22 protein-coding genes are annotated in these 26,132 nt (G+C 69.0%); 11 read left to right on the forward strand and 11 right to left on the reverse strand.

Annotated elements, in window-relative coordinates; all coding sequences use genetic code 11:
- Positions 1-30: 30 nt before the first annotated feature.
- Positions 31-1,857 (forward strand): ABC-F family ATP-binding cassette domain-containing protein, encoded by a 1,827-nt coding sequence (locus tag FFS52_RS03650; protein ID WP_137808862.1) that lies wholly within the window; start codon positions 31-33, stop codon positions 1,855-1,857.
- Positions 1,858-1,887: 30 nt separating this feature from the next.
- Here FFS52_RS03650 and FFS52_RS03655 read toward each other — a convergent pair whose 3' ends face one another.
- The 3 genes from FFS52_RS03655 to FFS52_RS03665 form a co-directional block, all read right to left on the reverse strand.
- The gene (locus FFS52_RS03655) at positions 1,888-3,045 is read right to left on the reverse strand and encodes a lipase family protein (protein WP_137808863.1); all 1,158 of its coding nucleotides are present in this window, start codon (positions 3,043-3,045) and stop codon (positions 1,888-1,890) included.
- A gap of 17 nt (positions 3,046-3,062) precedes the next feature.
- Positions 3,063-4,028 carry a 4-(cytidine 5'-diphospho)-2-C-methyl-D-erythritol kinase gene (locus FFS52_RS03660; RefSeq protein ID WP_058251444.1) on the reverse strand — a complete coding sequence of 322 codons (966 nt, stop codon included), beginning with the start codon at positions 4,026-4,028 and terminating at the stop codon, positions 3,063-3,065.
- Between the two features lie 76 nt (positions 4,029-4,104).
- Positions 4,105-4,773 carry an HAD family hydrolase gene (locus FFS52_RS03665; protein ID WP_137808864.1) on the reverse strand — a complete coding sequence of 223 codons (669 nt, stop codon included), beginning with the start codon at positions 4,771-4,773 and terminating at the stop codon, positions 4,105-4,107.
- Positions 4,774-4,914: 141 nt separating this feature from the next.
- Between FFS52_RS03665 and FFS52_RS03670 the strand changes: the two genes are divergently transcribed.
- On the forward strand, positions 4,915-5,907 hold the full coding sequence (locus FFS52_RS03670; RefSeq protein WP_137808865.1) for an LLM class F420-dependent oxidoreductase: 993 nt from the start codon (positions 4,915-4,917) through the stop codon (positions 5,905-5,907).
- On the opposite strand, the gene FFS52_RS03675 is transcribed toward FFS52_RS03670, so the two are convergent.
- From FFS52_RS03675 to FFS52_RS03695, 5 genes are all read right to left on the reverse strand, one after another.
- A complete protein-coding gene (locus FFS52_RS03675; RefSeq protein ID WP_137808866.1) occupies positions 5,875-6,489 on the reverse strand; it encodes a GNAT family N-acetyltransferase in 615 nt (204 codons plus the stop codon). The genes FFS52_RS03670 and FFS52_RS03675 overlap by 33 nt on opposite strands.
- Before the next feature lie 129 nt (positions 6,490-6,618).
- Positions 6,619-7,545 (reverse strand): 16S rRNA (adenine(1518)-N(6)/adenine(1519)-N(6))-dimethyltransferase RsmA, encoded by a 927-nt coding sequence (gene rsmA, locus FFS52_RS03680; protein WP_137808867.1) that lies wholly within the window; start codon positions 7,543-7,545, stop codon positions 6,619-6,621.
- Positions 7,509-8,675: a resuscitation-promoting factor gene (locus tag FFS52_RS03685; RefSeq protein ID WP_203235936.1), complete on the reverse strand. Its 1,167-nt coding sequence runs from the start codon at positions 8,673-8,675 to the stop codon at positions 7,509-7,511. Before FFS52_RS03685 ends, rsmA begins: the two co-directional genes overlap by 37 nt.
- Before the next feature lie 121 nt (positions 8,676-8,796).
- Positions 8,797-9,714: a TatD family hydrolase gene (locus tag FFS52_RS03690; protein WP_137808868.1), complete on the reverse strand. Its 918-nt coding sequence runs from the start codon at positions 9,712-9,714 to the stop codon at positions 8,797-8,799.
- 53 nt (positions 9,715-9,767) lie between these two features.
- A complete protein-coding gene (locus FFS52_RS03695) occupies positions 9,768-10,601 on the reverse strand; it encodes a PhzF family phenazine biosynthesis protein (RefSeq protein WP_137808869.1) in 834 nt (277 codons plus the stop codon).
- Between the two features lie 181 nt (positions 10,602-10,782).
- Between FFS52_RS03695 and FFS52_RS03700 the strand changes: the two genes are divergently transcribed.
- From FFS52_RS03700 to FFS52_RS03730, 7 genes are all read left to right on the forward strand, one after another.
- Positions 10,783-11,505, forward strand: coding sequence for a beta-phosphoglucomutase family hydrolase (locus FFS52_RS03700; protein ID WP_058251450.1), 723 nt, complete (start codon positions 10,783-10,785; stop codon positions 11,503-11,505).
- Entirely contained in the window at positions 11,502-13,859 is a 2,358-nt protein-coding gene (locus FFS52_RS03705) for a glycosyl hydrolase family 65 protein (protein ID WP_058251451.1), read from the forward strand. Before FFS52_RS03700 ends, FFS52_RS03705 begins: the two co-directional genes overlap by 4 nt.
- Before the next feature lie 227 nt (positions 13,860-14,086).
- Positions 14,087-14,782: a HEAT repeat domain-containing protein gene (locus FFS52_RS03710; protein ID WP_137808870.1), complete on the forward strand. Its 696-nt coding sequence runs from the start codon at positions 14,087-14,089 to the stop codon at positions 14,780-14,782.
- Between the two features lie 2 nt (positions 14,783-14,784).
- Complete coding sequence (locus FFS52_RS03715; protein ID WP_137808871.1) at positions 14,785-15,774, forward strand: HEAT repeat domain-containing protein; 990 nt, start codon at positions 14,785-14,787, stop codon at positions 15,772-15,774.
- Between the two features lie 114 nt (positions 15,775-15,888).
- The gene (metG, locus tag FFS52_RS03720; RefSeq protein ID WP_137808872.1) at positions 15,889-17,463 is read left to right on the forward strand and encodes a methionine--tRNA ligase; all 1,575 of its coding nucleotides are present in this window, start codon (positions 15,889-15,891) and stop codon (positions 17,461-17,463) included.
- 33 nt (positions 17,464-17,496) lie between these two features.
- The gene (locus tag FFS52_RS03725; protein WP_137808873.1) at positions 17,497-18,702 is read left to right on the forward strand and encodes an aminodeoxychorismate synthase component I; all 1,206 of its coding nucleotides are present in this window, start codon (positions 17,497-17,499) and stop codon (positions 18,700-18,702) included.
- A 29-nt stretch (positions 18,703-18,731) separates the two neighbouring features.
- Positions 18,732-19,979 (forward strand): helix-turn-helix domain-containing protein, encoded by a 1,248-nt coding sequence (locus FFS52_RS03730; protein WP_137808874.1) that lies wholly within the window; start codon positions 18,732-18,734, stop codon positions 19,977-19,979.
- On the opposite strand, the gene rsmI is transcribed toward FFS52_RS03730, so the two are convergent.
- Positions 19,903-20,847 carry a 16S rRNA (cytidine(1402)-2'-O)-methyltransferase gene (rsmI, locus tag FFS52_RS03735; RefSeq protein ID WP_137808875.1) on the reverse strand — a complete coding sequence of 315 codons (945 nt, stop codon included), beginning with the start codon at positions 20,845-20,847 and terminating at the stop codon, positions 19,903-19,905. The genes FFS52_RS03730 and rsmI overlap by 77 nt on opposite strands.
- A 38-nt stretch (positions 20,848-20,885) precedes the next feature.
- Between rsmI and FFS52_RS03740 the strand changes: the two genes are divergently transcribed.
- On the forward strand, positions 20,886-22,406 hold the full coding sequence (locus FFS52_RS03740) for a phospholipid carrier-dependent glycosyltransferase (RefSeq protein WP_226512789.1): 1,521 nt from the start codon (positions 20,886-20,888) through the stop codon (positions 22,404-22,406).
- A 24-nt stretch (positions 22,407-22,430) separates the two neighbouring features.
- Here the strand turns inward: FFS52_RS03740 and FFS52_RS03745 are convergent, their stop codons facing one another.
- Complete coding sequence (locus tag FFS52_RS03745; RefSeq protein ID WP_068972385.1) at positions 22,431-22,847, reverse strand: DUF5313 domain-containing protein; 417 nt, start codon at positions 22,845-22,847, stop codon at positions 22,431-22,433.
- Positions 22,848-22,938: 91 nt separating this feature from the next.
- On the opposite strand from FFS52_RS03745, the gene FFS52_RS03750 reads away from it, so the two are divergent.
- Positions 22,939-24,258, forward strand: coding sequence for an aminotransferase class I/II-fold pyridoxal phosphate-dependent enzyme (locus tag FFS52_RS03750; RefSeq protein ID WP_137808876.1), 1,320 nt, complete (start codon positions 22,939-22,941; stop codon positions 24,256-24,258).
- A 62-nt stretch (positions 24,259-24,320) separates the two neighbouring features.
- On the opposite strand, the gene FFS52_RS03755 is transcribed toward FFS52_RS03750, so the two are convergent.
- Positions 24,321-26,102 (reverse strand): BCCT family transporter, encoded by a 1,782-nt coding sequence (locus tag FFS52_RS03755; RefSeq protein ID WP_171011541.1) that lies wholly within the window; start codon positions 26,100-26,102, stop codon positions 24,321-24,323.
- Between the last annotated feature and the right edge of the window lie 30 nt (positions 26,103-26,132).

The following is a 26,132-nucleotide window of genomic DNA, read 5'->3' on the forward strand; positions in this document are numbered from 1 at the left end:
CGAGACCGGTCACCCACTAGCGTTTGTCGGGTGGCTCATCTACTCGGCGCGGAAACCCTTGGCCTCGAATACCCGACCACCAAGGTCTTCGAGTCGGTGTCCCTCGGGGTCAACGAGGGCGACCGGATCGGCATCGTGGGCCGAAACGGCGACGGTAAGTCGAGTCTGCTGGCGATGCTCGCCGGACGGATGCAACCCGATTCCGGTCGCGTCACCGTCCGCGGCGGCGTCCGCATCGGCGTGCTGGACCAGGTCGACGTCTTCGACGACGACGAGACCGTCGGGCACGCCGTCGTCGGCGACCGTCCCGAACACGAATGGGCGGGCGACGCGAAGGTCCGCGACGTCATCGGCGGGTTGCTCGGCGACGTCGAATGGACGGCGCCCACCAGTTCGTTGTCGGGTGGTCAGCGCCGCCGCGTGTCGCTGGCACGCCTCCTCGCGGGCGAGCATGACGTCCTCGCGCTCGACGAGCCGACCAACCACCTCGACGTCGAGGCCATCACCTGGCTCGCCGACCACCTGAAGCGACGCTGGCCGGCCAACGCCGGCGGATTGCTGGTGGTCACCCACGACCGGTGGTTCCTCGACGAGGTGTGCACGGTCACCTGGGAGGTCCACGACCGCATCGTCGAACCCTTCGAGGGTGGCTACGCGGCGTACATCCTGCAGCGGGTGGAACGGGACCGGCAGGCCGCCGCCATCGAGGCACGACGACAGAATCTCGCCCGCAAGGAACTGGCCTGGCTCCGCCGCGGCGCGCCGGCCCGGACGTCGAAGCCGAAGTTCCGCATCGACGCGGCCAATGCCCTCATCGCCGACGTCCCACCGGTCCGCGACACGGTTGCGTTGCAGTCACTGGCCACCGCTCGTCTGGGCAAGGACGTCGTCGACCTGCTCGACGTGTCGGTCTCCTACGGTGACCGCACCGTCCTCGACGGCGTCGAGTGGCGGCTGGCGCCCGGTGAGCGCACCGGCATCCTCGGGGTCAACGGCGCGGGCAAGTCGACGCTGCTCGGCCTCATCGCCGGAACCGTGGAACCGACCGGCGGCCGGGTCAAACGCGGCAAGACGGTCAAGGTCGCCACCCTGACCCAACGCCTCGACGACCTCGACCGGTACCTCGACGACCCCGTCCGTGTCGTTATCGCCCAGTTGCAGACCACGTACCTATTCGGCTCCGGGTCGAAGGCACAGGAACTGTCGCCGTCGCAGTTGCTCGAGCGCCTCGGCTTCGACGGCGCGCAGCTCTCGACCCCGGTCCGCGACCTGTCGGGCGGGCAGAAGCGGCGGCTGCAGTTGCTGCTCATCCTGCTCGACGCGCCGAACGTGCTGATCCTCGACGAGCCGACCAACGACCTCGACACCGACATGCTCGCCGCGCTCGAGGACCTGCTGGACTCGTGGCCCGGCACGCTGATCGTCGTCTCGCACGACCGATACTTCCTCGAGCGGGTCACCGATCAGCAGTTCGCCGTCCTCGACGGCGGGCTCCGCCACCTCCCCGGCGGCGTCGACGAGTTCTTGAGACTCCGCTCGGCACAGGCGAAGACGTCGGGTTCCGGATCGACGTCGGGCGGATCCGGTGCGAGCGCCACAGCTTCGGGGAACGGCGGCGTGTCGGGCTCCACCCTCAGCGGCGCCGAGCTGCGCGCGGCCAACAAGGAGCTCGCCTCGCTCGAGCGTCGGATCGACAAGCTGCACAGCAAGATCGATGCTGCCCGGACCGCGCTCGCCGACCATGATCAGTCCGACTACCAAGGCCTCGCCGCGGAGACGGAGAGCATCCGCAGCATGGAATCCGAACTCGAGGAACTCGAGGAACGCTGGATGGAACTCGGCGAGAGCGTCGAGTGATCGACTCCGCGAGAACCGGTCGGCCCGACCTCAACGGCCGAACGACTCCCGGATCGCGGCCAACACGTCCGGCAGCGACTCGTCGACGACGCCGCTGTGATCGGCCCGCGCGTAGGTCTTGAGGTCCACATCCGTGCCGGCGTCGCGCATCGCGGACCGCAGCGAACGACTCAGCGGGTACGGCAGCACGGGATCGAGAAGACCATGTGCGAGCGTGACTTTCACCGGGTAGCCAGAGACGGGCACCTCGGCGTACTCCCGCAGGGCGTCCCGGAAGTCCTGCTCCGCAGTGAACGACGACGCCACGAGTGAGCCCGGCGGCACCGACCGCAACGCATCCACGAGATCCCCGTTGCACCGGGCACGCGCGCGGTCGAGAAAACGCTTGCCGTCCGACGTCAGGGAATCGGCGACGCGGAGTTCTGGATTCGCGTGGTCAAGGCCGGCGAGGGTGAACAGGAACGGCGCACTCAGCACATTGAGCGCGCCGAGGCCGGGCACGCGGGGACCGAACAGACCGAACAGGTTCTCCAGCGACGAGACCGGGGCGATCGCGATGATGCCGGCGACCGGCAGTTCCGGTGCGAATTCCGCGGCGAGACGGCCCGCGTGCAGCGCAGCGTGGCCGCCCTGGGAGTGCCCGGTCGACACCCAGCGTGATCCGAGCGAGGCGTCGACCGACCGCGCCGCGCGGATCATGTCGATCACCGAGTGAGCCGCCGCGCGACCGCCGAGGTATTCGGTCTCCCCCGCCGACCCGAGCCCCGCGTAATCGGTTGCCGTGACCGCGAACCCGGCGTCGAGCGCCGCGCGCACCGGGGCCTCGACACCGTCGCCCAGCCGGTGCAGGGTCGGCGCGCACTCGTCGGCCAGGCCGACCGTCCCGTGTGCCCAGGACACGACGGGCCAGCCACCAGCGGGCGGCGTACCCTTCGGCACCCAGTACACGCCGCTCGACATCGCCGGGCGGCCGTTCTGATCGCGCGTCGCATAGGTGAGGCGGGTGCCCGAACCGGCCGCCGACGGGAGTTCGTCGTCGGGAACCTCGGAGGTGGTGAAGACGAAACCGTCGGCGGGTGCGGCGGCCGTCGACGGGCCGGCCGTGACGATGCAGAGCGCGAGCAGTAGAGCGACGACTGCGCTGACCGCGAGCAGTGGGGCGACGACTGCGGAGGGTCTGCGGGACATCAGGCAACCGTAGGCGATCAGTGGCGGACGTCGGCTCCGAGGACGCGCGTACCGGCGGCGGGACCGCTGGCGGTGCGGACCGACCGGGCGACGCCGGCGCCGGACAGTTCGGCGGCGACGTTCACGGCGCCGGTCTCGTCGGCGCACAGGAAGGCGCATGTCGGACCGGAGCCGGACACGATGCCGCCCAGTGCTCCGGCGTCGATTCCGGCACGCAGGGTCCGGCGGAGGGTGGGTTGCAGCGACAGCGCCGCCGGTTGTAGGTCGTTGTGCAGCAGGGGCGCCACCGCATGCGGGTCGCCGGACGCCAGAGCCTGCATGAGTTCGTCCGGGCGGCGGAGGAGGTCCCGCTCGTCGTCGGTGGCGCATTCTCCGGAACGGCTGTCGCGCAGCCGATCCAGTTCGCGGTACACCGCGGGCGTGGACAGTCCGTCGCGTGCGAGCGCGAGCACCCAGTGGAAGTCACCGCGGGAGAGGACCTGCATCAGCCGCTCGCCGCGTCCGGTACCCAGGGCGGTGTTGCCGTGCAACGCGAACGGGACGTCGCTGCCCAGGTCCGCCGCGATCGCGGCGAGGTCGTCGCGGCCGATGTCGAGCTTCCACAGTGCGGCGAGTGCGACCAGCGCCCCGGCGGCATCCGCGCTGCCACCGGCCATGCCCCCGGCCACCGGGATCGTCTTGTCGATGTCGATCGCGACCTTGCCGGGACGGTCCGCCCACTCGGCAAGTGCCAGCGCCGCCCGGACCGCCAGATTGGACTCGTCCGTCGGGACCGACCCGGCGCCTTCGCCACGAACCGTGATGCTCATCTCGTTGGCCCGAGCGACCCTGATGTCGTCGTGCAGGGACAGCGCCTGGAAGACGGTCACGAGGTCGTGGTAGCCGTCCTCGCGGCGCGGACCGACCCCGAGGTGCAGATTGACTTTCGACGGAGCCCGCGCGGTGACGGAGTCCGACACCACAGACAGCGACGTTCGCGACACAATGATCCAGCCTAGCGCCCCGGCGTCGGCCCCGCGCCCACCGATGCGGTCGGTCCGGCGATCCAGCCGCCGTCGATCAGGGGCGCCAGCCGCGGTCGACGAGTTCACCGACGTGCTCGACGACCAGCACCGCGCCCGCGTCGCGCAACTCACCCTCCGCGAATCCACCGGACCGTACCGCCACGCACTCCGCCGGCAGGCGATGCGCCGAGGCCACATCCCACACGGTGTCGCCGACGACGACGGCCTTACCGCCGCCGGCCTCGTCCAGGGCGACCGACAGGATGTCGGGCGCCGGTTTGGACGAATCGGCGTCGTCCGAGGTGGTCACGGCGGCGAAGTCGTTCCGCGACAATCCCATCGACTCGAGCGCGGCGTCGGTGAACTCCGACTTGCCCGACGACGCGAGCGCCACCCGGTAGCCGGCGTCCAGCAGTCCCTTCACCAGATCGGCCGCGCCGGGCAGGGGCCGCACGTCGGGCAGCAGGTCGCGATAGGCCTCCTCCCACTCGTCGCGCAAGGTGTCACCGAGCGATTCCTCCACGTCGTCGCCGAGCAGCTCGCCGACGAGACGGTCGCCGCCCATGCCGATCGCCCGGTGCACCTGCCACCACTGCGGCATCAGGTCGTGAGCAGCGAAGGCCCGCATCCACGCCAATGCGTGGAGGTAGGTGGAGTCGACGAGCGTACCGTCGACATCGAGCAGCACGGTGTCGACCGACCCGTCCGCTTTCTGGTCTGGCATCTGCGCCTCGTTTCCGGGGTCGAGAACCGCGCCCCGTCGTCGAACGTCCGTCGTCCGGGCACCACCGTCTCGAGCGTCCCGGGTTTCGGACCCATGACTCATGGCTACACCGAAGCGACCCATCTCGCAGAGGAGACCTCCATGGCAACACGTTTCGGCTACACCCTGATGACCGAGCAGGCAGGCCCGAAAGAGCTGGTGCGGTACGCCGTCGGCGCCGAAGACGCCGGCTTCGACTTCGAGGTGTCGAGCGACCACTACTTCCCGTGGCTCTCGGCCCAGGGACACGCCCCGTACGCGTGGACGGTCCTGGGAGCCGTGGCCCACGCGACCGAGCGGGTCGACCTGATGACCTACGTGACGTGCCCGACGATCCGCTACCACCCGGCGATCATCGCGCAGAAGGCTGCGACGCTGCAGATCCTCGCCGACGGTCGCTTCACTCTCGGCCTCGGCTCGGGCGAGAACCTGAACGAGCACGTGGTCGGCGAGGGCTGGCCCTCGGTCGCCGACCGCCAGGACATGCTCGCCGAGGCGATCGAGATCATCCGCAAACTGCACACCGGTGAGCTCGTCGACTTCCGCGGCGAGTTCTTCCAGGTCGACGCCGCCCGGATCTGGGATCTGCCCGACCAGCCCGTCCCGATCGGCGTCGCAGTGGCGGGCAATGCGGGTATCGAGACCTTCGGGCCACTGGCCGACCACCTGATCGCCGTCGAACCCGACGCCGACTTCATCAAGGCGTGGAACGAACATTCGTCGACCCCGACCGTCGACGGGCAGCGGTCCCGCGCGATCGGGCAGATCCCCATCAGCTGGGATCCCGACCGCGACAGGGCGATCGAGCGCGCCCACGATCAGTTCCGGTGGTTCGCCGGCGGGTGGGATGTCAACGCCGACCTGCGCACCACCGCGGGCTTCGCCGCGGCGACGCAGTTCGTCACGCCGGACGACGTCGCGGGCAACATCCCCTGCGGCCCGGACCTCGACCAGATCGTCGAGGCGGTGAAACCCTTTTGGGAGGCGGGGTTCACCGACATCGCGCTGGTGCAGATCGGGGGCGACACCCAGGACGCGTTCCTGCGCGACGCCGCTCCCGAGCTACTGGAGAAACTGCGCGCCGCGTCGAACTGAGTCCGATTGCTCGAGGTCCCAGGACTGCGGGGTGCGGTCCTCGCCCGCCCGCAGCACGGCGGTGTGCACATCGCCGACGTGGCGACCCGACGGGAGCTGATCGATCTCGTCCTCGGGGCGTCGGCCGGTGTAGCGGAAGCCGGCCGACGCCGCCAGCCGCGCCGAGGCCACGTTGTCGACAAGCGCCCGCCAGATCACGCGATCGAACCCGGCTCCGCCGTCGGCGGGGTCGGCGAAGGCGTGGTCGAGGACCGCGGCGAGCGCCTCGGTGAGGTAGCGATGGCCCCGATGCGACGGCGCGCACCAATAGCCCAGTGACGCAACGCCTTTCTCGACGGTTCGCAGTCCGATGGTGCCGACGAGTTCACCGCCGGGGATCTCGATCGCCCACACCGACGACCCGGCGGCCGGGGCGATGTCGCGGACGAAACGTTCGGCGTGCGCACGCGTATACGGGACCGGGACCAGTGTGAAGCGCTGGATGTCCGGATCCTGGCAGGCGCGGAAGGTCGGTTCGATGTCACGGTCGGCGGGTGGGCGCAGCCGCAGCCTCGGCGTCGTCAGAGTCTGTGGTGGAACCATGCCGGACCTCGTCGTCGATGCTGCGGATGCACAACACGGTACGAGCCTCTCCCCGCCGACGGCGAGCGGTTTTGCGCCCGCCCCCACGACGAGCCGCGGTCTCCCGCGATCAGCGACCCGGCGTCGAAATCAGGTCGTGCGAGCGAGGCGGACGAAGTCGTCGACGTCGAGCTTCTCGCCCCGCACACCCGGATCGATACCGGCCTCACGGAGTCGGCGTTCGGCCTCGGCCGCCGAACCGGCCCAGCCGGCCAGCGCTGATCGCATCGTCTTGCGTCGCTGGGCGAATGCGGCGTCGATCGCGGCGAACACCTGTTGCCGCACAACGGGATCGGTCGAGTGGTCGTCGGTTCGTTCGATGCGGACGAGACCCGACTCCACCTTCGGTTCGGGCCAGAAGACGTTGCGCCCCACCGCACCGGCCCGGCTCACGCGACCGTGGTAGCGCGCCTTGACGCTCGGCACCCCGTAGGTGCGGCTGCCCGGGCCGGCGGCGAGGCGGTCGGCGACCTCGGCCTGCACCATCACGAGGGCGGTGGTGATCTCCGGGAAGAGTCCGAGCAGGTGCAACAGGACCGGCACCGACACGTTGTACGGCAGGTTCGCGACCAGCGCGGTGGGGACCACCGGCAGGTCGTCGCGCGTCACCTGTAGCGCGTCGGCGAGGATGACCTCGAAGTTGCCCTGCCGACTCGGGGCATACTCCGCGATCGTCGCCGGAAGACGTTCCGCGAGCACCGGATCGATCTCGATGGCGACGACCCTGCCCGCCGCCCCGAGGAGGGCGAGGGTCAGTGAGCCCAAGCCCGGACCGACCTCGAGGACGGTGTCGTCGGGCCCGACCCCCGATGCCGCGACGATCCTTCGCACGGTGTTCGCGTCGTGGACGAAGTTCTGTCCGAGAGTCTTGGTCGGCCGGACGCCGACCTCCGTCGCGAGCTCCCTGATCTGTGCCGGCCCGAGGAGACGCGGAGCCTCGTCGGGCGCGCCGTCGGGTGAACCCGCTGTCGAGTCGCTGATCAGCGCAGGCCCAGCTTGGACGAGCAGGACGGCCATGCGCCCCAGCCCTGGACCGCCTGGGTCTTCTTCGCGATGGCGATCTGTTCTTCGCGGGTCGCGAGGTCGGCGCGCGGCGCGTACTCGAGTCCGCCCCAGCGTTCCCAGGTGTTCTGGTCGAACTGGACGCCGCCGTAGAAGCCGTTGCCGGTGTTGATCGCCCAGTTGCCGGTCGCCTCGCACGCGGCGAGCGCGTCCCACACCGACCCCGGCGGCACGAACGGCGCACCCGGCTTGGTGCCGATGCGAACGGTGGCCGCGACGGGCTCGCTGAGCACCTCGCTGGTCAGCTTGTCGCGCTTGACGACCCGGCCGTTCACGGTGGTCACCTTGTAGGTGACACGCGCCTCGCCGGGCGTGCCCTTCTTCTCGACGACCTTGCGGTCGCGGACGAGGGTCGGGTCCTCTTTCTTGACCTCCGGCGGGGCGACCGGTTCGGTGAGCGTGACGTCCTCGGTCTTGATCCGGGTGACGACGATCTTGAGGTTCGGGGTGATCTTGGTGTCCGCTGCGGGGGTGACCTTGTCTTCGGCGCCCAGCGGGGTGCCGAGCGACTCGAGCAGATCCTTCACGGTGTGCGCGGCGACGGTCGGGCGCTTGCGGGCCGGTCCGTCGACGAGGTTCACCGGCTTGGGCAGCGCGACCTCGATCTGACCGCCGTCGACCGGCAGTTCCTCGCCGAAGGCGGTCTCCTCGGCGGCGTGGGTCAGTCCGCGTTCGGCCATCAACTGGTCCACGGTCGAGGCGTTGGTGACGATGGTCTCGCGCTTGCCCTCGATGTCGAGGGTGAGTTCCTTGAGCTTGTTGACCTTGATGGTCTGGCCGTCGCCGAAGCCCGAGTCGGGTGCCGGGCTCACCTTGTCACCGTCGGCGGGCGCCAGCCCCTCCGACTCGAGGAGACTCTCGACGGACATCGCCATGGTGGACACGTGCCGGATGTCGCCGTCCACGTCGATCGCGACGTTCTTGTGCATGCTGACGCCCATGACCCCGCCGGCCGCGACGGTGGCGCACACGGCGCCGACGGCGACGCGGACACGCAACGACTTCGAGCCGTTGATCTTGGCGAACACCGAATTGGACGATGTCGGAGCGGACGGCTCCGGGTTCGAGAGTTCGGGGTTTTGCAGCTCTGGGTTGGGCAGAGAAGACAAGGGCACGACATCCTGATAGGCAACACTGGCACCACGCCGGCCGAGTGGATCAGCACGTCGGCCAGCTGGATCACAGTACGATAACGAACCGGCCAGATTATGGCAAAGGGATGCCGTAGAAGCGCCGGGCGTTCGCCCCGAGGATGCGAGCCATCTCCTCGTCCGCCACGCCGCGCACGGCCGCGAGGGCCCGGGCCGTGTACGGCAGACAATAGGACTGATTGGGCTGGCCACGGTAGGGATGCGGGGTCAGGAACGGCGCGTCGGTCTCGACGAGGATCTGGTCGTCGGGGACCAACTCGGCCGCGACCCGGAGCTCATCGGCGTTGGCGAAGCTCACAGTGCCGGCGAAACTGAGCATGAACCCACGCTCGACACATTCGCGTGCAACATTTCGGTCACCGGAGAAGCAGTGCATGATCACGGATTCCGGGGCGCCCTCCGCGGCCAGGACGTCGAGTAGATCCCGGTCGGCCTCGCGGTTGTGGATCATCAGCGGCTTGCCGACCCGCTTCGCGAGGTCGATGTGCCAGCGGAACGTCTCGTGCTGCACCTCGGGCGACGCACAGTCGTCGGACTTCCCGGGCCAGTAATAGTCGAGCCCGGTCTCGCCCACCGCGACGACTCGCGGGTGACGCACCATTTGCTCGAGCTCGGCGGCGGTCTCGTCGTTCAGATCGCCGGCATGCATCGGGTGCAGGGCCACCGCCGCGTAGACGCGATCGTCCCACTCCGCGGCGGCGACCGCCCACCGTGCATCGACCATGTCGTCGGCGACGGTGACCACATGGCCGACGCCGACGCCCTGCGCGTGGTCGCAGATCGCGCGGACCGTCTCGGCGTCGCGTCCGCCGCATGCAGCGAGGTGGGTGTGCGCGTCGACGAGGCCGGGCAGCGGCCCCGGGTCCGGTGGCGGTTCGCGTCGACGTCGCTTCTTGCCGGCCTTGTTGCTCAGGGTCTCGCCGCCACTCGTCTCGGGATCACCCTTGTCCGGGTCGCCAGGGGCGTCGCTCATGGCACCCACCTTGGCACAGCGCGCCGACACCATCCGGTGCGGTCGCGACATCGCTAGAGCGTGACCGTGCCCTCGATCACCGTCGTCGTGTCGCCGCCGATCCAGATGTGCTCGCCGTCGTCGTGGACGTGGATGCGGCCGGCCCGACCGAGCGCCGCACCTTGCGCGGCGACGTAGGACGCCGGCGCCTGCCCGGTGGCCCGCAACCACATGGCGATGCCGGCGTTGAGACTGCCCGTCACCGGGTCCTCGGGGACCCCGATGCCCGGCACGAACGCGCGCACCTCGCCGAAGACCTCTCCGTCCCCCGAGCCGTACCGCCCGAACAACCCGACCTTGTGATCGCCGAGGGCAGGGATGTCCGGGGTCACCTCGAGCACCCGCTCGCCCGATTCGAGTTGCAACACCATCCATTCCGGCCCGTTGTCGACCCACTCGGCCGCGCGGACCTCGGCCGTGTCGACCCGTAGCGCCGCGGCGACCTCGGTGACGACGGCGGCGTCGACGGGTCCGGACCGCCGCAACGGCGGCGCCGCGAAGGCCAGCCGTGCACCAGTGCGCCGCAGTCGCACCAGGCCGACGCCGCACTCCTGCACGATGTCCTCCCCCGCAGGCCGGCCGCCCGTCGTCAGCCAGGCATGTGCCGAGCCGAGGGTGGGATGCCCGGCGAACGGCAACTCGCCGTCCGGGGTGAAGATGCGCAGACGGTAATCGGCGGCAGGGTCGGTCGGCGGCAGCACGAAGGTCGTCTCCGACAGGTTCGTCCAGCGCGCGAACGCGGCCATCCGGTCGTCGGGGATGTCGGTGGCATCGAGCACCACGGCAACCGGGTTACCACCGGTCCCGGTAGCGGAGAACACATCGATCTGAGCGAATCGTCGAGTCATCGGACCATCGTCTCACCTCCAGTTGTCGCCCGGTCAAAGCCTTTTCGGGCGCGCAGGCGTCGCCGGCGGAACCGCTGTCCGGGACGACGCGTGCGATCGCGCGCCCGCGGCCGGCAGAAAACGCCCGGGGTGGCCACGCAAATCGCGCCGGAGTCGCCCGGGACGGGTAGCGTGGCGAAGCGTGTTGGGATTGCCAGATTCGATCACCGTCGCACTGTTCGACCTCGACGGGGTTCTCACCGAGACCGCGGTGCTCCACCGCAAGGCGTGGAAGAAGGCGTTCGACGCCTTTCTCGCTGCCCGTGCGGGCGGCGCAGACCACGCCGATTTCGTCGAGTTCACCGATCAGGACTATCTGGACTACGTCGACGGACGTCCCCGTGAGGACGGCGTCCGGGCCTTCCTCGCCTCTCGCGGAATCGACGATGTCGACGCGCAGACCGTGACCGCGATCGGAGACGGTAAGAACGACATGTTCCTGGTCAGCCTGGCCGAGGACGGCGGGCAGGCCTATCCGGGGTCCGTGCGATATCTCGAGGCGGCGCGCGACGCCGGTCTCCGGATCGCCGTGGTGACCTCCTCGAAGAACGGAGCAGCAGTGCTGGATGCGGCAGACCTGTCGAAATTCGTCGAGGTCCGGGTGGACGGACTCGACATCGTGTCGAAAGGCCTGAAGGGCAAACCCGCACCCGACTCGTTCCTCCTGGGCGCCGAACTGATGGGCGTCGAGCCCGCCGCGGCGGTCGTCTTCGAAGACGCCATCTCCGGCATCGCGGCCGGCAGCGCGGGAGCCTTCGGCTACGTCGTCGGCATCGACCGGGTCGGCGGCGGCCAGGCCGAGGCGATGCGTGCCGCCGGCGCCGACATCGTCGTGAACGACCTCGTCGAATTGCTCCCCGCATGACCGCCGAGCACGGCCACGACTTCGGCTTCGAGATCCATCCGTGGCAGCTGAAGTGGCGCGGTGGCGTCGATCTGGACATGTTGGGCCGAACCGAGACGCTGTTCGCACTGTCCAACGGGCACATCGGTTTACGCGGGTCCTTCGAAGAGGGTGAGCCGGTCGATCATCCCGGCACGTACCTCAACGGCTTCTACGAGCTGCGCGGCCTGCCCTATGCCGAGAGCGGCTACGGATATCCCGAATCCGGACAGACCGTCGTCAACGTGACCGACGGCAAGATCATCCGGCTGCTGGTCGAGGACGAGCCGATGGACCTTCGGTACGGGCGTACCGAGGAGCACGAACGGACGCTGGACTTCCGGACCGGCACCCTGCGTCGTCACACGGTGTGGACCTCACCCACCGGCCGGAAGGTCCGCATCAAGTCCGAACGCCTCGTGTCCTTCACCAAACGCACGATCGCCGCGATCCGGTACGAGGTCGAACCGGTCGACGAGGACATGAAACTCGTTCTGCAGTCCGATCTCCTGGCCAACGAGCCGGTTCCGGCACCGGGCAACGACCCGCGCCTGGCGGCGGCACTCGACGCCCCGCTGGTCTCCGACCTCGCCACCTGCCGCAACTACTGGGGCATGCTGGTCCACCACACCAAGAAGTCCGGCCTCCACATGGCGGCCGGCATGGACCACGAGATCTACTTCCCCGACAAGGCCGACACCTTCATCCGCGCCGACGGCGACCTGGCCCGGCTCACCATCGCGGCCAACGTGCCGAAGGGCAAGAGCCTCACCCTCACCAAGTACATGGGGTACGGCTGGTCGGCCCGACGCTCGGTGCCGGCGCTGCGCGCCCAGGTCGACGCGGCCCTCGCGATGGCGATGGAGACCGGTTGGGATTCGCTCAAGGCCGACCAGGTCCGCTACCTCGAGGACTTCTGGCGCGACGCCGACGTCGAACTCGACGGCGATCCCGAACTGCAGCAGGCGGTTCGCTTCGCGTTGTTCCATGTCCTGCAGGCCGGCGCGCGCGGTCAGTCCCGCGCGATCCCGGCCAAGGGTCTCACCGGCCCCGGCTACGACGGTCACACCTTCTGGGACACCGAGAGTTTCATCCTCCCGATGCTCACCTACACCGTCCCCGCCGCCGCCGGCGAGGAATTGCGATGGCGCCACTCCACCATGGACAAGGCGAAGTCCCGCGCCGCCGAACTGGGGCAACGCGGGGCCATGTTCCCGTGGCGCTCCATCAACGGCGACGAGTGTTCGGGGTACTGGCCCGCGGGCACCGCGGGCGTCCACGTCTCCGCCGACATCGCCAACGCCACCGCGCGCTACCTGCGGGCCACCAACGACGAACAGTTCGAAACCGAATGCGGCGTCGAACTTCTCGTCGAGACCGCCCGACTGTTCGCCGGCCTCGGGCACCACGATGTGAACGGCAAGTTCCGCATCGACGGGGTCACCGGTCCCGACGAGTACACCGCCGTCGTGAACAACAACACCTTCACCAACCTGGCGGCGCAACAGAATCTGCGCGACGCCGTGGCGGCGGTGCATCGCCGTCCGGATCTCGCCGAGCAATTCGGGGTCACGACCGCCGAGGCAGCGCACTGGGAAGCGTGCGCCGACGACATGACGATCCCCTTCGACGATGCGCTCGGCGTGCACCAGCAGTGTGAGTCGTTCACGTTGTTGGGCGCCTGGGACTTCGAGTCCTCGGTGGGACGCTATCCGCTGCTGTTGAACTACCCGTACTACGACCTCTACCGCAAGCAGGTGGTCAAGCAGGCCGACCTGGTCTTCGCGACCTACCTGTTCGGCGACGCCTTCACGCCCGAGCAGAAGCTGCGCAACTTCGACTACTACTACCCACTGACCGTTCGTGACTCGTCGCTGTCGGCCTGCTGCGAGGCGGTCACCGCCGCCGAGGTCGGTTACCCCGATCTCGCCTACGACCTGCTCGCCGAGTCCGTGTTCACCGACCTGCACGACCTGCACAACAACGTCAGCAGTGGCCTGCACATCGCGGCTCTCGCCGGTGCCTGGACCGACTGCGTGGCGGGTTTCGGCGGTATGCGCGACTTCGGCGGGAACATCACGTTCGCACCGCGGCTGCCGAAGCGGTTGACCTACATGTCCTTCCGCATGATCATCCGGGACTCGAAGATCGTGGTGGCCGTCGACAAGGACAATGCGACATACCGGCTCCTGTCGGGTCCGCCGATCGACCTGGCGCACCACGGCGAGAAGTTCACGCTCGAATCCGCGCCGATGACCATGCACATTCCGGAACTGGAATACCGCGAACCACCGAAGGCCCCGCCGGGGTGCGAACCGTATCGCCGGGAGATCTAGTGGTGTGTCTCGGAAATAGGTGGCCGGTATCCGGTGGAGCGATCGGTGGTCTGGCAAGGCGGAGGAGGGAGGGATAGCGGAGCTATCTCGACCGACGACAACGCAGCCAGGCACCGATCGAGCGCCGGAGACCAGTCGCTTATTTCCGAGACACACCACTACATCTCAGCGCTTGACCTTCTCACTGTGTCAAGCGCTCAGATGGGTGGCGAAGGAGGTGGTCGACGATGACCGACCAGACAACCCACGCGCCCGACCCTGCCCTGCTGGCGGCGCTCGCCGCCGACGACGCCTCGACGAGGCTGCGTGCCGCGATGGCGGCGGGCAGCAACCCCCATCCCGGCTACGCCGAGGAGCTGATCCGACGCTGCGGCGTCGAGCCGGATTTCTTCGTGCGGGACATGCTGACCTGGGCCCTCACGCGGTTGCCCGCCGATCTCACGGTTCCCGGACTCGTGGCCGAGCTGGGGTCGGCGTCGCCGCAGGCGCGGGCGCAGGCCCTGCACACCCTGTCGAAGATCGGGGATCGACCGGCGTGGACGTCGATCACCGTCGCGCTCCTGCACGACGCGGACGACGAGGTGGCGCGCGCCGCGTGGCGGACCGCCGTCGGCCTGGTCCCGTCCGGGCGGGAGACCTGGCTCGCGAACGAACTGGCCGGCGAACTCGGCCGCGGGAGCACGGACGTACACCGGAGTCTCAGCCGTGCCCTGGCCGGGCTCGAAGGCTTCGCCGCCGGACCATTGACCGCCGCGAAGAGGCGCGGTGATCTGACGGTACGGGCACACGTGGCCGCCACCGAGCGGTTGATCGACGACCCGGACAGCGACTTCGCCGCTGCGTTGGAGTACGCGACACGGTTGGTGAACAGCGATGCCGCGGCGGAGGATTCGTCGACGATCGAGTCAGAGGACGGTACATAGCGGTGCTGATCGGCGAGGTGGCGCGGCACACCGGCCTGAGCAACCGGATGCTGCGCCACTATGACTCGCTCGGACTCGTCCGGCCCACGGGCCGGACGTCGGGCGGTTATCGCGAATACTCCGACGCCGACCTCGAACGGCTGATGCACGTCGAGAGTCTCCGCTCGCTCGGACTGTCGCTGCGGGAGGTGGGACTCGCGCTCGACGACCCTGAGTTCGCGCCGGACTCGCTCATGGACCGGCTCGTCGACGACACGAAGGCGAGGATGGCCGCCGACGCGCAGCTCCTCGAGCGCCTGCAACATGTCCGGGCGACGGGTCCCTCGGACTGGTCGTCGGTGCTGGGCGTGATCGGTCTGCTCCGTGCGGTCCAGTCCGAGGATGCGGCCCTTCGTCAGCAGGCCGCACTGCTCGCCGGGGAGGTGGGCGTGTCCGGGGATTCGCTGGCCGACGCGCTGCTGGCCGAGACCGATCCCAACGTCGCCGGCGCGATGCGCTGGGCCCTCGCGCAGCGGCCGGGCGGCATCGAGCGTCTCGCCACCAGCGCGTCGGACCCCGACCCGTCGATCCGACGCCGAGCGGTCACCGCCCTCGCCGCCATCGACGAGACCCCGGAGGTCGCCACGGTGTTGCGCGGCCTGCTCGACGACCCCGACACCGTGGTCCGACGCATCGCCGCCCTGACCCTCGGGCGTCGCGGCGTCGCCGCTGCGGTCGATGCACTGGTCGAGCTCATCGCAGCCGGCGACCGGGACGTCGAGGCCGCCGAGATCCTCGCCGGCCACGAGGCACATCGAGAACGGATCGTCGACCTGCTCGTCGACCGCCTGGGCGCCGACCCGGACGCGGCCGTCCGATCGAGGCTGGTGCAGGCGCTCGCCGAAATCCCCGGTACCGCATCGACTTCGGCGCTACAGGTGTACATCCATGATGCCGACGACATGGTCGCCCGGACAGCGGTCGTGATTCTGGACCAGCGGCCGGTGGACTGAGCGCCAGGTTTCATGAGCCGCAAACCCACTCCATTTCCGTAAACCCACGACCGACCGAATCGGCCGGACCGGAATTGGGTCCGGTCGCGCGCGGTCGGTAGTCTGTTGGGCACTATGGCACCCGATCTGACCAGCCCTGATCCGTCCGGCGCGTCTTACGGCGGCGGACGCCCGTACTACATCACCACCGCGATCGCCTACCCCAACGGCGCTCCGCACATCGGGCACGCCTACGAGTACATCTCCGCCGACGCGCTCGCACGGTTCAAGCGGCTCGACGGGTTCGACGTCCGGTTCCTGACCGGTACCGACGTCCACGGGCAGAAGATGCAGCAGACCGCCGCTGCGGAGGGCATCCCCACCGCGGAACTGGCCAAGCGGAACTCCGACCGATTCCAGGCCCTGCAGGAACGCCTCGGGTCCAGCTTCGAGCGCTTCATCCGCACCTCCGACGAGGACCACAAGCGGGCGTCGGAGGAACTGTGGAAGCGGATGAGCGACCGCGGCGACATCTACCTGGACAAGTACTCGGGCTGGTACGACGTCCGGGACGAGACCTTCTACGCCGAGGCGGACACCCGGGTCGACGAGTCCGGCGACCGCGTCGCGACCGACACCGGACACGTGCTCACCTGGACCGAGGAGGAGACCTACTTCTTCCGGCTCTCGGCATACCAGGACAAACTGTTGGAGCTCTACGAGTCCCAGCCGGACTTCGTCGGCCCCGACGTCCGGCGCAACGAGGTCATCAGTTTCGTCAAGGGCGGTCTCACCGATCTGTCGGTGTCGCGCACGACCTTCGATTGGGGCGTCCCGGTGCCCGGCCATCCCGAACACGTCATGTACGTGTGGGTCGACGCCCTGACCAACTACCTCACGGGCGTCGGATTCGTCGACGACCCGGACGCATTCGCACGCTTCTGGCCGGCCGACCTGCACATCATCGGCAAGGACATCATCCGGTTCCACTGTGTCTACTGGCCCGCGTTCCTGATGAGCGCCGGCGTCGAACTGCCGAAGCGGGTGTTCGCGCACGGATTCCTGTTCAACAAGGGCGAGAAGATGAGCAAGTCGGTCGGCAACGTCGTCGACCCGGAGAACCTCATCGACGAGTTCGGGCTCGACCCGGTGCGGTTCTTCTTCCTCCGCGAGGTGTCCTACGGACAGGATGGTTCGTACTCCGCCGAGGCGATCGTGTCGCGCATCAACGCCGACCTCGCCAACGAGTTCGGCAACCTGACCCAGCGCACCTTGTCGATGATCGGCAAGTACTTCGACGGCACCCTGCCGGCACCGGGCGAACTCACCGACGTCGACACCGCGCTCCTCGCCCGTGCCGACTCCCTGCTCGACGCCGTGCGAGCCCACATCGACAACCAGGCCATCCACCTGGCGCTGGAGACCTTGTGGGCGACGCTGGCCGAGACCAACCGGTACATCTCGGCACAGGAACCGTGGAAGCTGGCCAAGACCGATCTCGAGCGCACCGGCACGGTTCTCTACGTCTGCGGTGAGGTCGTGCGCATCGTCGCACTCCTGAGCCAGCCGGTCATGCCGGAGTCATCCAACAAGATCCTCGATCTGCTCGTCGCCGACGTCGATCGTCAGTTCACCGCGGTCGCGAGCCGGCTGGTACCCGGAACCGTGCTGCCGAAGCCGACTCCGGTGTTCCCGCGATACGAGAATTGACCTCGCACACTCCGTATGGTCGCGTCGAACGGGATGGGATCCGCGTTGCCCGGCCCGGTCGCGGCAGCGCCTGCGCTCGACGTGCTCCGCGCCCTGCACGCCGAGACCGCCGCCCGTCGCCTGCCGCCACCGGCCGCGCTGATCGGTGACTGGTACGACGCCGACGCGGTCATCGCACCGTCGGTCGCACTGACGCCCGGCTGCCTCCCACCCGACGATCCCGACCGGTTCTGGTTCGGCTACCTCGGGTTCCCGGTGCGGCCGGACGAGGCGTCGTTGCCGGCGAACGCCGGCGGGCACACCGACGGCGTGCTCGTGCTCCGCGACGGCCGATGGGAGTCCGTCGGGACCGGCATCCCCGACTGGGCGATGGCGACCGTCCGTGCCGCCGGCGACCGTTCCTCGGCCCGGCCGAGCGCCACCACCCCATCGTCGGCGACGGAATGGCATGCCCCCGAGCGGGTTCCGCACCTCGCCGCCATCGCGAGATGCCTCGACGCGATCCGGGACGGCGAGGTCTACCAGGCCTGTGTGTGCACCCGTTTCACCGGAACGCTCGGCGGCGACCCCGTCGACTTCTTCACCGAACTCGCGGGCGCCACCGCACCGGCGAAAGCCGCTTTCCTACAAGGTGACTGGGGAACAGTGGCGAGCCTGTCGCCGGAGACGTTCCTGCGCCGGACCGGCAACATCATCACGTCGTCGCCGATCAAGGGCACCCTGCCCGCGCACGCCGACCCCGACGCGTTGGCGGCGTCGGCCAAGGACATCGCCGAGAACATCATGATCGTCGACCTGGCCCGCAATGATCTGGGACGGATCGCGGTGACCGGCAGCGTGCGGGTACCCGAGCTCCTGTCGGTCGTGCCCGCCCCGGGCGTCTGGCACCTCGTCTCGCGCGTGGAGGCCATCGTGGCACCGGGCACGGGCAACGAGGCCGTTCTCGCGGCGACGTTCCCGCCGGCGTCGGTCACCGGCACCCCGAAGCTGCGGGCGATGGAGTTGCTCGACGACTGGGAGGCAGATGCTCGCGGCGTGTACTGCGGGGCCATCGGCATGGCCGGACCCGACCGCGCCCTCGATCTCAACGTCGCCATCCGGACCGTGGAGATCGCACCCGACGGGGCCCTCGCGCTCGGTGTCGGCGGTGGGATCACCATCGATTCCGACCCGGCTCGGGAATGGCAGGAGTGCCTCGACAAGGCCGCGAGCATCGTGGGGTCGCGCGGATCGGCATGATCGAGTGCCGCTTTGGGTACGATTCCGCCATGACTGTGCCCATCCGGTCGTCCACCGATCTCGCGGTGCTCGATCGTGATCTGCGCCGTGACCACGATGCCTTCATGTCCGGCGGCACCCCACGTGCCGAGGTCCCGGGGGATGTCGTCGAATCATGGGGCCGTGTCCGGTCGGGTCGACACCGGTCCACCGTCGACACGCACAATCCGGGCCACATCTCCGACGACGAACTCGAGACGCGCCGGGCCACGCACCCGCTGCGGGACGCGGTGCAGCCGCTGCAGCGTCTGTTCGCCCAGTCCGCGGACGACGCGTCGATGACCCTGGGCGTGTTCGACGCGGACGGCGTGCTGCTGTGGCGGGGAGGTTCGGCGTCGGTTCTCCCGGAGGCCGATCGACTCGACCTCGTCGAGGGCAGCCGCTGGGACGAGAACTCCACCGCGACCACGGCCGTGGGCCTCGCGGTCCATCTCCAGCGCCCGACCCGGCTGTTCGGCGCCGAGCACTACTACAGTTCGCTGCACGGACTGTTCTGCACCGCGGTGCCGGTGCACGACCACCGCACCGGGGACATGATCGCCATCGCCGGCCTGGCGGGCCCGGCCATGGAGATGCAGCCGGCAGCATCGGCATTCACCTCCGCGCTGGCCGCACTCGGCGAACACGAGATCACCCTCGCCCACCAGCGAGAGCTCGCCGAACTCCGGTTCACCGGCCAGGCGCAGTTGGCCGGCCTGCACGGACCGGGACTGCTCATCGACGACGACGGGTGGGTGGCCGAAGGACGCGGCTGCACCCCGCCCGTGCGCGTCGCGGTGCCGACGGACGACATGCGTCAGTTCGTGCCGGGACTGGGGATCTGTGTGGTCGAACGTCTGGGCCGCGGATGGCTGGTGCGTCCGGCGGGTCCGTCCGGCCCGGTCCTGGCCGAGCTCTCCCTCGACGGTGAGCCGACGGTCACGGTGACCGGCGACGGTGAACCGTGGCGCACCGTCCTGACCCGTCGCCACGCCCAGATCCTGCTGTTGCTCGCCGACGCCGGCGAGCAGGGCCTCACCTCACAGCGGTTGAGCCAGCTGCTCTTCGGCGACGACGGCCACACGGTGAGCGTGCGCGCCGAACTGTCGCGGCTGCGCCGGGTGGTCGGCGCGCTCGTCTCGAGCCGCCCCTACCGCCTCGCGCCGCGGGTGGAGTTGCGCGTCAGCCCGGATCAGCTCGACGTCTTTCGAGCACCTGCTGGTAGACGTCGCGTCGAGAGGCAGCGGAACCCTGCGTGACCGCGGCGCAGGCGTCTTTGAGGCGCATGCCGCCGGCCACGAGTTCCTCGGCTCGATCGGCGAGGTCGTCGATGTCGGGTTCGGCCGCGACCGCACCCGCGATCACGACGGTGATCTCGCCGCGGACGCCCCCACTCGCCCATTCCGCGAGTTCGGCGAGTCCGCCGCGCCGGACCTCCTCGTAGGTCTTGGTCATCTCACGACACACCGCCGCGCGACGGTCCGGACCGAGGATCTCGACCGCGGCCGCCAGCGTGTCGGCGAGCCGGTGCGGTGATTCGAAGAAGACCGCGGTCCGGGGCTGGGACACCAGTTCACGCAGCCACGCGGCCCGTGCGCCGGGCTTGCGGGGAGCGAACCCCTCGAAACAGAACCGCTCGGAGGGCAGGGCCGACACCGCGAGGGCCGTCGTCACCGCCGACGGCCCGGGCAGTGCCGTGACCGGTAGTCCCGCGTCCGCGCATGCCACGACGACGCGGTACCCGGGATCGCTGACCGACGGCATCCCGGCGTCGGTGATGAGCAGTACGGTCTGCCCCTCGGCGATCGCGCTGACGAGACCCGGCGTCCGAGCGGCCTCGACCTGGTCGTAATAGCTGACCAACCGTCCGCCGATCTCGACATCGAGCGCCGCGGCCAGCGCACGGGCGCGACGGGTGTCCTCGGCGGCGACGATGTCCGCGGTCCGCAGCGCCGCACGCAGACGCGGCGAGGCGTCGTCGACCTGTCCCATCGGGGTGGCCGCCAACACCAGCCGGCCGCGCGCGTCCGATGAGTGACCGGGACCGGGATCGGCGCCCCCGGTGGCGTCAGGAGACACGGTCGTATCGTCGTCGAGCTGGGGCGAGTCGGACTGGGCGGCGTTCATCGACAGCCAGCTTACGAGGGACCACTAGGATCGATCGGGTGCCACCTCGCCTGGGCCCGGACGTGCCCGCACCGCTCTTCGGTGCCCCCGACCGCGGGCGTGGACTCCTGGTCGGCGTGGTCATCGCATTGCTGGCCACCATCACCCGCTTCTGGGCCCTGACCCACCCCACCGACAAGGGCACACCGGTCTTCGACGAGAAGCACTACGTCCCGCAGGGCTGGCAGGTGCTGACCGGCGGCAACTGGATCGAGGACAACCCGGCGTACGGCCTCGTCGTGCATCCGCCGGTCGGCAAGTGGATGCTGGCCGCCTCGGAGGCGGTCTTCGGTTACGGCCCGCTCGGATGGCGCGTCGCACCGGCCATTTCGGGCGTCCTCATCGTCGTGTTGATCTACTGTGCGGTTCGTCGGCTGACGCGTTCGACGCTCGTCGGAGCGATCGCGGGTGTGTTCGCGATCTGCGACGGCGTGCTGTTCGTGCAGTCGCGGATGGGCATGCTCGACATCTTCCAGACGCTGTTCATCGTGGCCGGCTTCGCCGCGCTCGTCGCCGACCGCGACCAGGTCCGGGCGCGTATGGACCGCGTGTACCGCGAGGGCCGCATCGCCGACAGTCCCTTCGGGCCGCGCCTCGGCTTCCGGTGGTACCGGTTCGTCGCCGGCGTGATGCTGGGGCTCAACTGCGGCACCAAGTGGTCGGGCATCTACTACGTCATCTTCTTCACCGCACTGGCGATCGGCTTCGACGTCGCCGCCCGCCGGGCGTACCACGTGCAGCGCCCCTGGGTGGGCACCCTGGTGCGCGACGTCGTGCCGAGCGGCGCGAGCCTCGCGGTGATGCCGGTCGTCATCTACTTCCTGACCTACCTGCCCTGGTTCAACAGCGAGACGGCCGTCTACCGCTATCAGGTGGGCAACACGATCGGCTCCGACGGACCGTTCGCCTGGGTCCCGGGCGCCTGGCGATCGCTGTGGTACTACGAGTCGGGAATCCTCGAATTCCATTCGGGGCTGACCAATTCGGCGGGCAACCAGCATCCGTGGGAGTCCAAGCCGTGGACGTGGCCGATGAGCCTGCGCCCCATGCTCTACGCGCTCGAGAACGGTCCCGACCAGTGCGGCGCGGGCGAGTGCGTGCGCGCGCAGATGCTGATCGGGTCACCGGCTCTCTGGTGGCTGGCCTTGCCGATGCTGCTGTGGGGACTGTGGTCGTGGATCGTGCGGCGTGACTGGCGGTACGCGGCGGTCCTGGTCGGCTACCTCGCCGGGATCCTGCCGTGGTTCCTCGCCCTGGATCGGCAGATGTACTTCTTCTATGCGACCGTGCTGGCGCCGTTCCTGGTGATGGGCCTCGCGCTGTGCTGCGGCGACCTGCTGCGTTCGGCTGCGGCGACTGCCCGCGCTCGGCCCGAGCGTCGGGCCCTCGCGATCATGGTGGTGGCGATCTACGTGGGTCTGGTCGTCACCAACTTCGTGTGGTTGTGGCCGATCCTCACCGCTTCCCCGATCTCGCCCGGCCTGTGGCGGCAGCAGATCTGGCTGCCGAGCTGGGGCTGAGTAACCGTGACGCGGCCTGGTCCCCTACCGGGAGACGGACACCGGCCGGCCGTTCTCGCCGCGGTATTTCCGGTGGTACTCGGCGTACAGGTCGGCGTTCTTCACACGATCGACGGCGTTGACGAGCTCGGGGTCCAGTCCGTGCTGGACCAGTCGGTAGCGACGGTAGACCCGGTTCAGGGCGATGGAGAAGAACAGGTACGACAGCAGGATCGGCATCGTCATGGTGATCCGCACTCCCCACGGGGCGGGGACGAACAACATCGGCAGCAGGAGCAGGATGCACGGTATCGACCACCGGGCGACCATCCGCACGGACGCACCGGGACCGGCAAGGTCGTTGCCGACCCACTCCGTCATCGAGGCGGGCAGTCGCCCGCCGTACCAGTAGGCAACCTGGCGACCCCAGGTCGGACGGGCGGATTCGGGACTTCGGTTCATGGCGCACAACTCCCGATCTCGGTGCCGTGCGACCACCGTAGCATTTGTCCTAGGACAAAAGAACGTGATCTTGATCAGCAGGGAGGTCGTGGTGAGCGTCGTGATCACCGGGCAGACGGTGCAGGCCATCGTCCAGAGCGTGCGAGACGCCATCGTCTCCGGCCGTCTGCGACCGGGCGACTCATTGCCGCCGATCCGTGAACTCGCAGCCGAGTTGGGAGTCAACCGCAACACCGTGGCCGCTGCGTACCGGCAGCTCGTCTCGGTGGGCGCCGCCGACACCCGCGGCCGGGGCGGAACGGTGGTCGCCGACCGGCTCCACCCCGGCAGTGAACTCGCCGCTCCCGCGGACACCATCGACCTCGCCGATGGCAATCCCGATCCCGATCCCGATCTCCTGCCCGACCTGCGCGCCGCGATCGCCGCGGCCCCCTACCGACCGACGATGTACGGAACCGCCGCGGTGGCGCCGGCACTGCGGGAGGCGGCGTCGGTGCTGTTCGGGGAGCACCCGCAACGGGGGGAACTCATCGCGACCCACGGAGCCGTCGACGCGATGGAGCGGCTGCTGAACACCCACCTCGTCCGCGGCGACTGCGTCGCAGTGGAGAATCCGTGCTTCCTCGCCAGCGTCGGCACGATCCGCGTCAACGGGTACCGCGCGCTCCCCATGGAGCTCGACGAGCACGGCATGCGCCCCGATCATCTGGCGCGGGCGCTCGGTGCGGGCGCCCGAGCGGTCATCGTCACCTGCCGCGGTCACAACCCCGGCGGGATCGCCCTCTCCGCGGCTCGTGCCGATGAACTACGCACGGTTCTCGAGCGATACCCGGAGGTGCTCGTCATCGAGGACGACCACTTCTCACTCCTGTCGGTTCGCGACTATCAGCGGGTGATCCCGGACAACAGCCGACACTGGGCGGTCGTCCGGTCCGTCGCGAAATTCCTGGGTCCGGATCTGCGGGTCGCGCTCGTCGATGCCGACCCGACCACGGCCGCCGCGCTCGACGCCCGGCTGCGTTCCGGCCGCCCCTGGGTCAGCCACCTGCTGCAGACCACCGCGGCGCACCTGCTCACCGATCCGGCGACGACCGAGCTCATCGCCACCGCACGCCTCGAATACGCCCGTCGCACACGACTTCTCATCGACGTGCTCGATGCCCGGGGGGTGGCGTCGACCATGGGACCGCCCGACGGGATCAACGTGTGGGTCGATCTTCCGCCCGAGGTGCCCGCGGAGCGGGTCGGCGTCGAACTGGCGCGCCTGGGGTGGGCCGTGCAACCCGGGACGGTATTCGCCGTCGACGGGGCCGAGCAGCGAAATGGTCTGCGCGTCACCACCTCCCGGCTCGACCGGGCGACCGCGAAGACCTTCGGCACAGCACTCGCCGGGGCGGTCGGACAGGGCTGAGGACCCACCGGCCCGACGACGACTCACCCACCGGGATCGGTTGCCGACCCCGGTGGGGGTTGTCACACCGCCGGTCCGGTCAACCGGTCGGTGCCGTGAGTGCCCTTGTCCCGAGGCTCGTCGTCCGGCCCCGGGTCGACCGTCGGCTCGGCGGGCGCCGATCCGTTTGCCTGGTCGACGTAGTCGGGGTCGATCTTCTCGAGGTGTCGTATCGCGTCGGCATCGATCGCCTCGAGCTCCCCGGTCGCGATGGCGTTGGCCTGTTCCCGGACATGCTCGTCGACCTGAGCGGTCAGCACGTGGCGGGAGACGATCAGCGGATCGTGTCGGAGGTCGAGATAGAGCGACAGACACATGCCGATCATCACCACGACGAACGGCAACGCGGCGATGATCGCCATCGTCTTGATGCCGTCGAGGGCGTCGTCGCCGCTGATGGCCAGCAGCAGCGCAGCCACGACACCGGTCAGCACACCCCAGAACACGGTGAGGGGACGCGACGGGTGTTCGACGCCGCGCTGCGAGAGAGTGCCCATCACGAGGGACGCGGAGTCGGCGCCGGAGACGAAGAAGATGCCGACCAGGATCATCACCAGCGCCGAGGCCACCCCGGTCCACGGCAGGTGGGCGAGCACGTCGAACAGCGTGCTCTCACTGGCCGCGGTGGCCGGATCGAACGCCAGGGTGCCCTCGATGTCCTGATGGATCGCGGTACCGCCGAAGACGCAGAACCAGACCAGCGAGACCGTGGTGGGTACCACCATCACACCGATCACGAACTCGCGGATGGTGCGGCCGCGGCTGATCTTCGCGAGGAACAGACCCACGAACGGGGTCCAGGACACCCACCACGCCCAGTAGAAGATCGTCCAGTCCGCCAGCCACTGATGACCCTCCTCGGTCATGATCGTGGCGTCCGAGCGGGCTGCGAAGCTCGTCAGATCGGTGAAGTAGGCGCCGAGGGTCGTCGGCAGCAGGTTCAGGATGAAGATCGTCGGTCCGACGACGAACACGAACAGAGCCAGCACGATGGCGAGCACCATGTTGATGTTGGACAGCCACTGGATGCCGCGCGCGATCCCCGACACGGCCGACGCGACGAACGCGGCGGTGAGTATGGCGATGATCGCGACCAGCAGCATCTTCGTCGGCTCGTTGACCCAACCGAGGGTGTCGAGTCCCGATCCGATCTGCAGCGCGCCGAGGCCGAGTGATGCCACCGTCCCGAACAGCGTCGCGAAGATCGCGAGGATGTCGATGATCTTCCCGCCCGGGCCGTTGGCCACCCGCGGTCCGAGGAGCCGGGTGAACACCGCGCTCATCAACTGGGTCCGGCCCAGCCGGTACGTGCTGTAGGCCAGCGCCAGCCCGACGACCGCGTACATGGCCCACGGGTGGAAGCCCCAGTGGAACATGGTTGTCGCCATGGCCGCGCGGATGTCGTCGGAGCCGATCTCCGGTGGCGGACTGGCGAAGTGGTAGAGCGGCTCGTAGGCACCGAAGAACATGAGGCCGATGCCCATGCCGGCACTGAACATCATCGCGATCCAGCTCACGGTGCGGAACTGCGGCTTCTCCCCGGTGCGGCCGAGCGGAATCCGGCCGTACTTGGACACGGCGAGGAACACCGCGAAGATCACGAAGCCAGTGGCGGAGAGGATGAACAGCCAGCCGAGGTTCTTGGTGATCCAACCCAGCACCTCGGTGGTCGTCGTGTTGAGACTCTCCTTGTCCCCGATCCCCCAGATCACGAACGCGATGACCAGTACCGCGGTGACTGTGAAGACCACCGGGTCCAGTGTCTGCTTCGGACGCCCGGTGATCACATCCTGTTCACTTGTCATTCGTCAAGCCAATCAATCTCGGTTCAGGTA

It is taken from the genome of Gordonia sp. ALPHA1B1 (assembly GCF_005502615.1).
Lineage (GTDB): Bacteria > Actinomycetota > Actinomycetes > Mycobacteriales > Mycobacteriaceae > Gordonia > Gordonia hongkongensis.

Bases quoted from the DNA above. Each gene is read 5' to 3' on its own strand.
- FFS52_RS03690 (WP_137808868.1), bottom strand. From the start codon at position 9,714: ATGAGCGACGCCCCTGGCGACCCGGACAAGGGTGATCCCGAGACGAGT.
- metG (WP_137808872.1), top strand. From the start codon at position 15,889: ATGGCACCCGATCTGACCAGCCCTGATCCGTCCGGCGCGTCTTACGGC.
- FFS52_RS03655 (WP_137808863.1), bottom strand. From the start codon at position 3,045: ATGTCCCGCAGACCCTCCGCAGTCGTCGCCCCACTGCTCGCGGTCAGC.
- FFS52_RS03725 (WP_137808873.1), top strand. From the start codon at position 17,497: ATGGGATCCGCGTTGCCCGGCCCGGTCGCGGCAGCGCCTGCGCTCGAC.
- rsmA (WP_137808867.1), bottom strand. From the start codon at position 7,545: ATGGCCGTCCTGCTCGTCCAAGCTGGGCCTGCGCTGATCAGCGACTCG.
- FFS52_RS03710 (WP_137808870.1), top strand. From the start codon at position 14,087: ATGACCGACCAGACAACCCACGCGCCCGACCCTGCCCTGCTGGCGGCG.
- FFS52_RS03670 (WP_137808865.1), top strand. From the start codon at position 4,915: ATGGCAACACGTTTCGGCTACACCCTGATGACCGAGCAGGCAGGCCCG.
- FFS52_RS03705 (WP_058251451.1), top strand. From the start codon at position 11,502: ATGACCGCCGAGCACGGCCACGACTTCGGCTTCGAGATCCATCCGTGG.
- FFS52_RS03665 (WP_137808864.1), bottom strand. From the start codon at position 4,773: ATGCCAGACCAGAAAGCGGACGGGTCGGTCGACACCGTGCTGCTCGAT.
- FFS52_RS03695 (WP_137808869.1), bottom strand. From the start codon at position 10,601: ATGACTCGACGATTCGCTCAGATCGATGTGTTCTCCGCTACCGGGACC.
- rsmI (WP_137808875.1), bottom strand. From the start codon at position 20,847: ATGAACGCCGCCCAGTCCGACTCGCCCCAGCTCGACGACGATACGACC.
- FFS52_RS03755 (WP_171011541.1), bottom strand. From the start codon at position 26,102: ATGACAAGTGAACAGGATGTGATCACCGGGCGTCCGAAGCAGACACTG.
- FFS52_RS03675 (WP_137808866.1), bottom strand. From the start codon at position 6,489: ATGGTTCCACCACAGACTCTGACGACGCCGAGGCTGCGGCTGCGCCCA.
- FFS52_RS03730 (WP_137808874.1), top strand. From the start codon at position 18,732: ATGACTGTGCCCATCCGGTCGTCCACCGATCTCGCGGTGCTCGATCGT.
- FFS52_RS03745 (WP_068972385.1), bottom strand. From the start codon at position 22,847: ATGAACCGAAGTCCCGAATCCGCCCGTCCGACCTGGGGTCGCCAGGTT.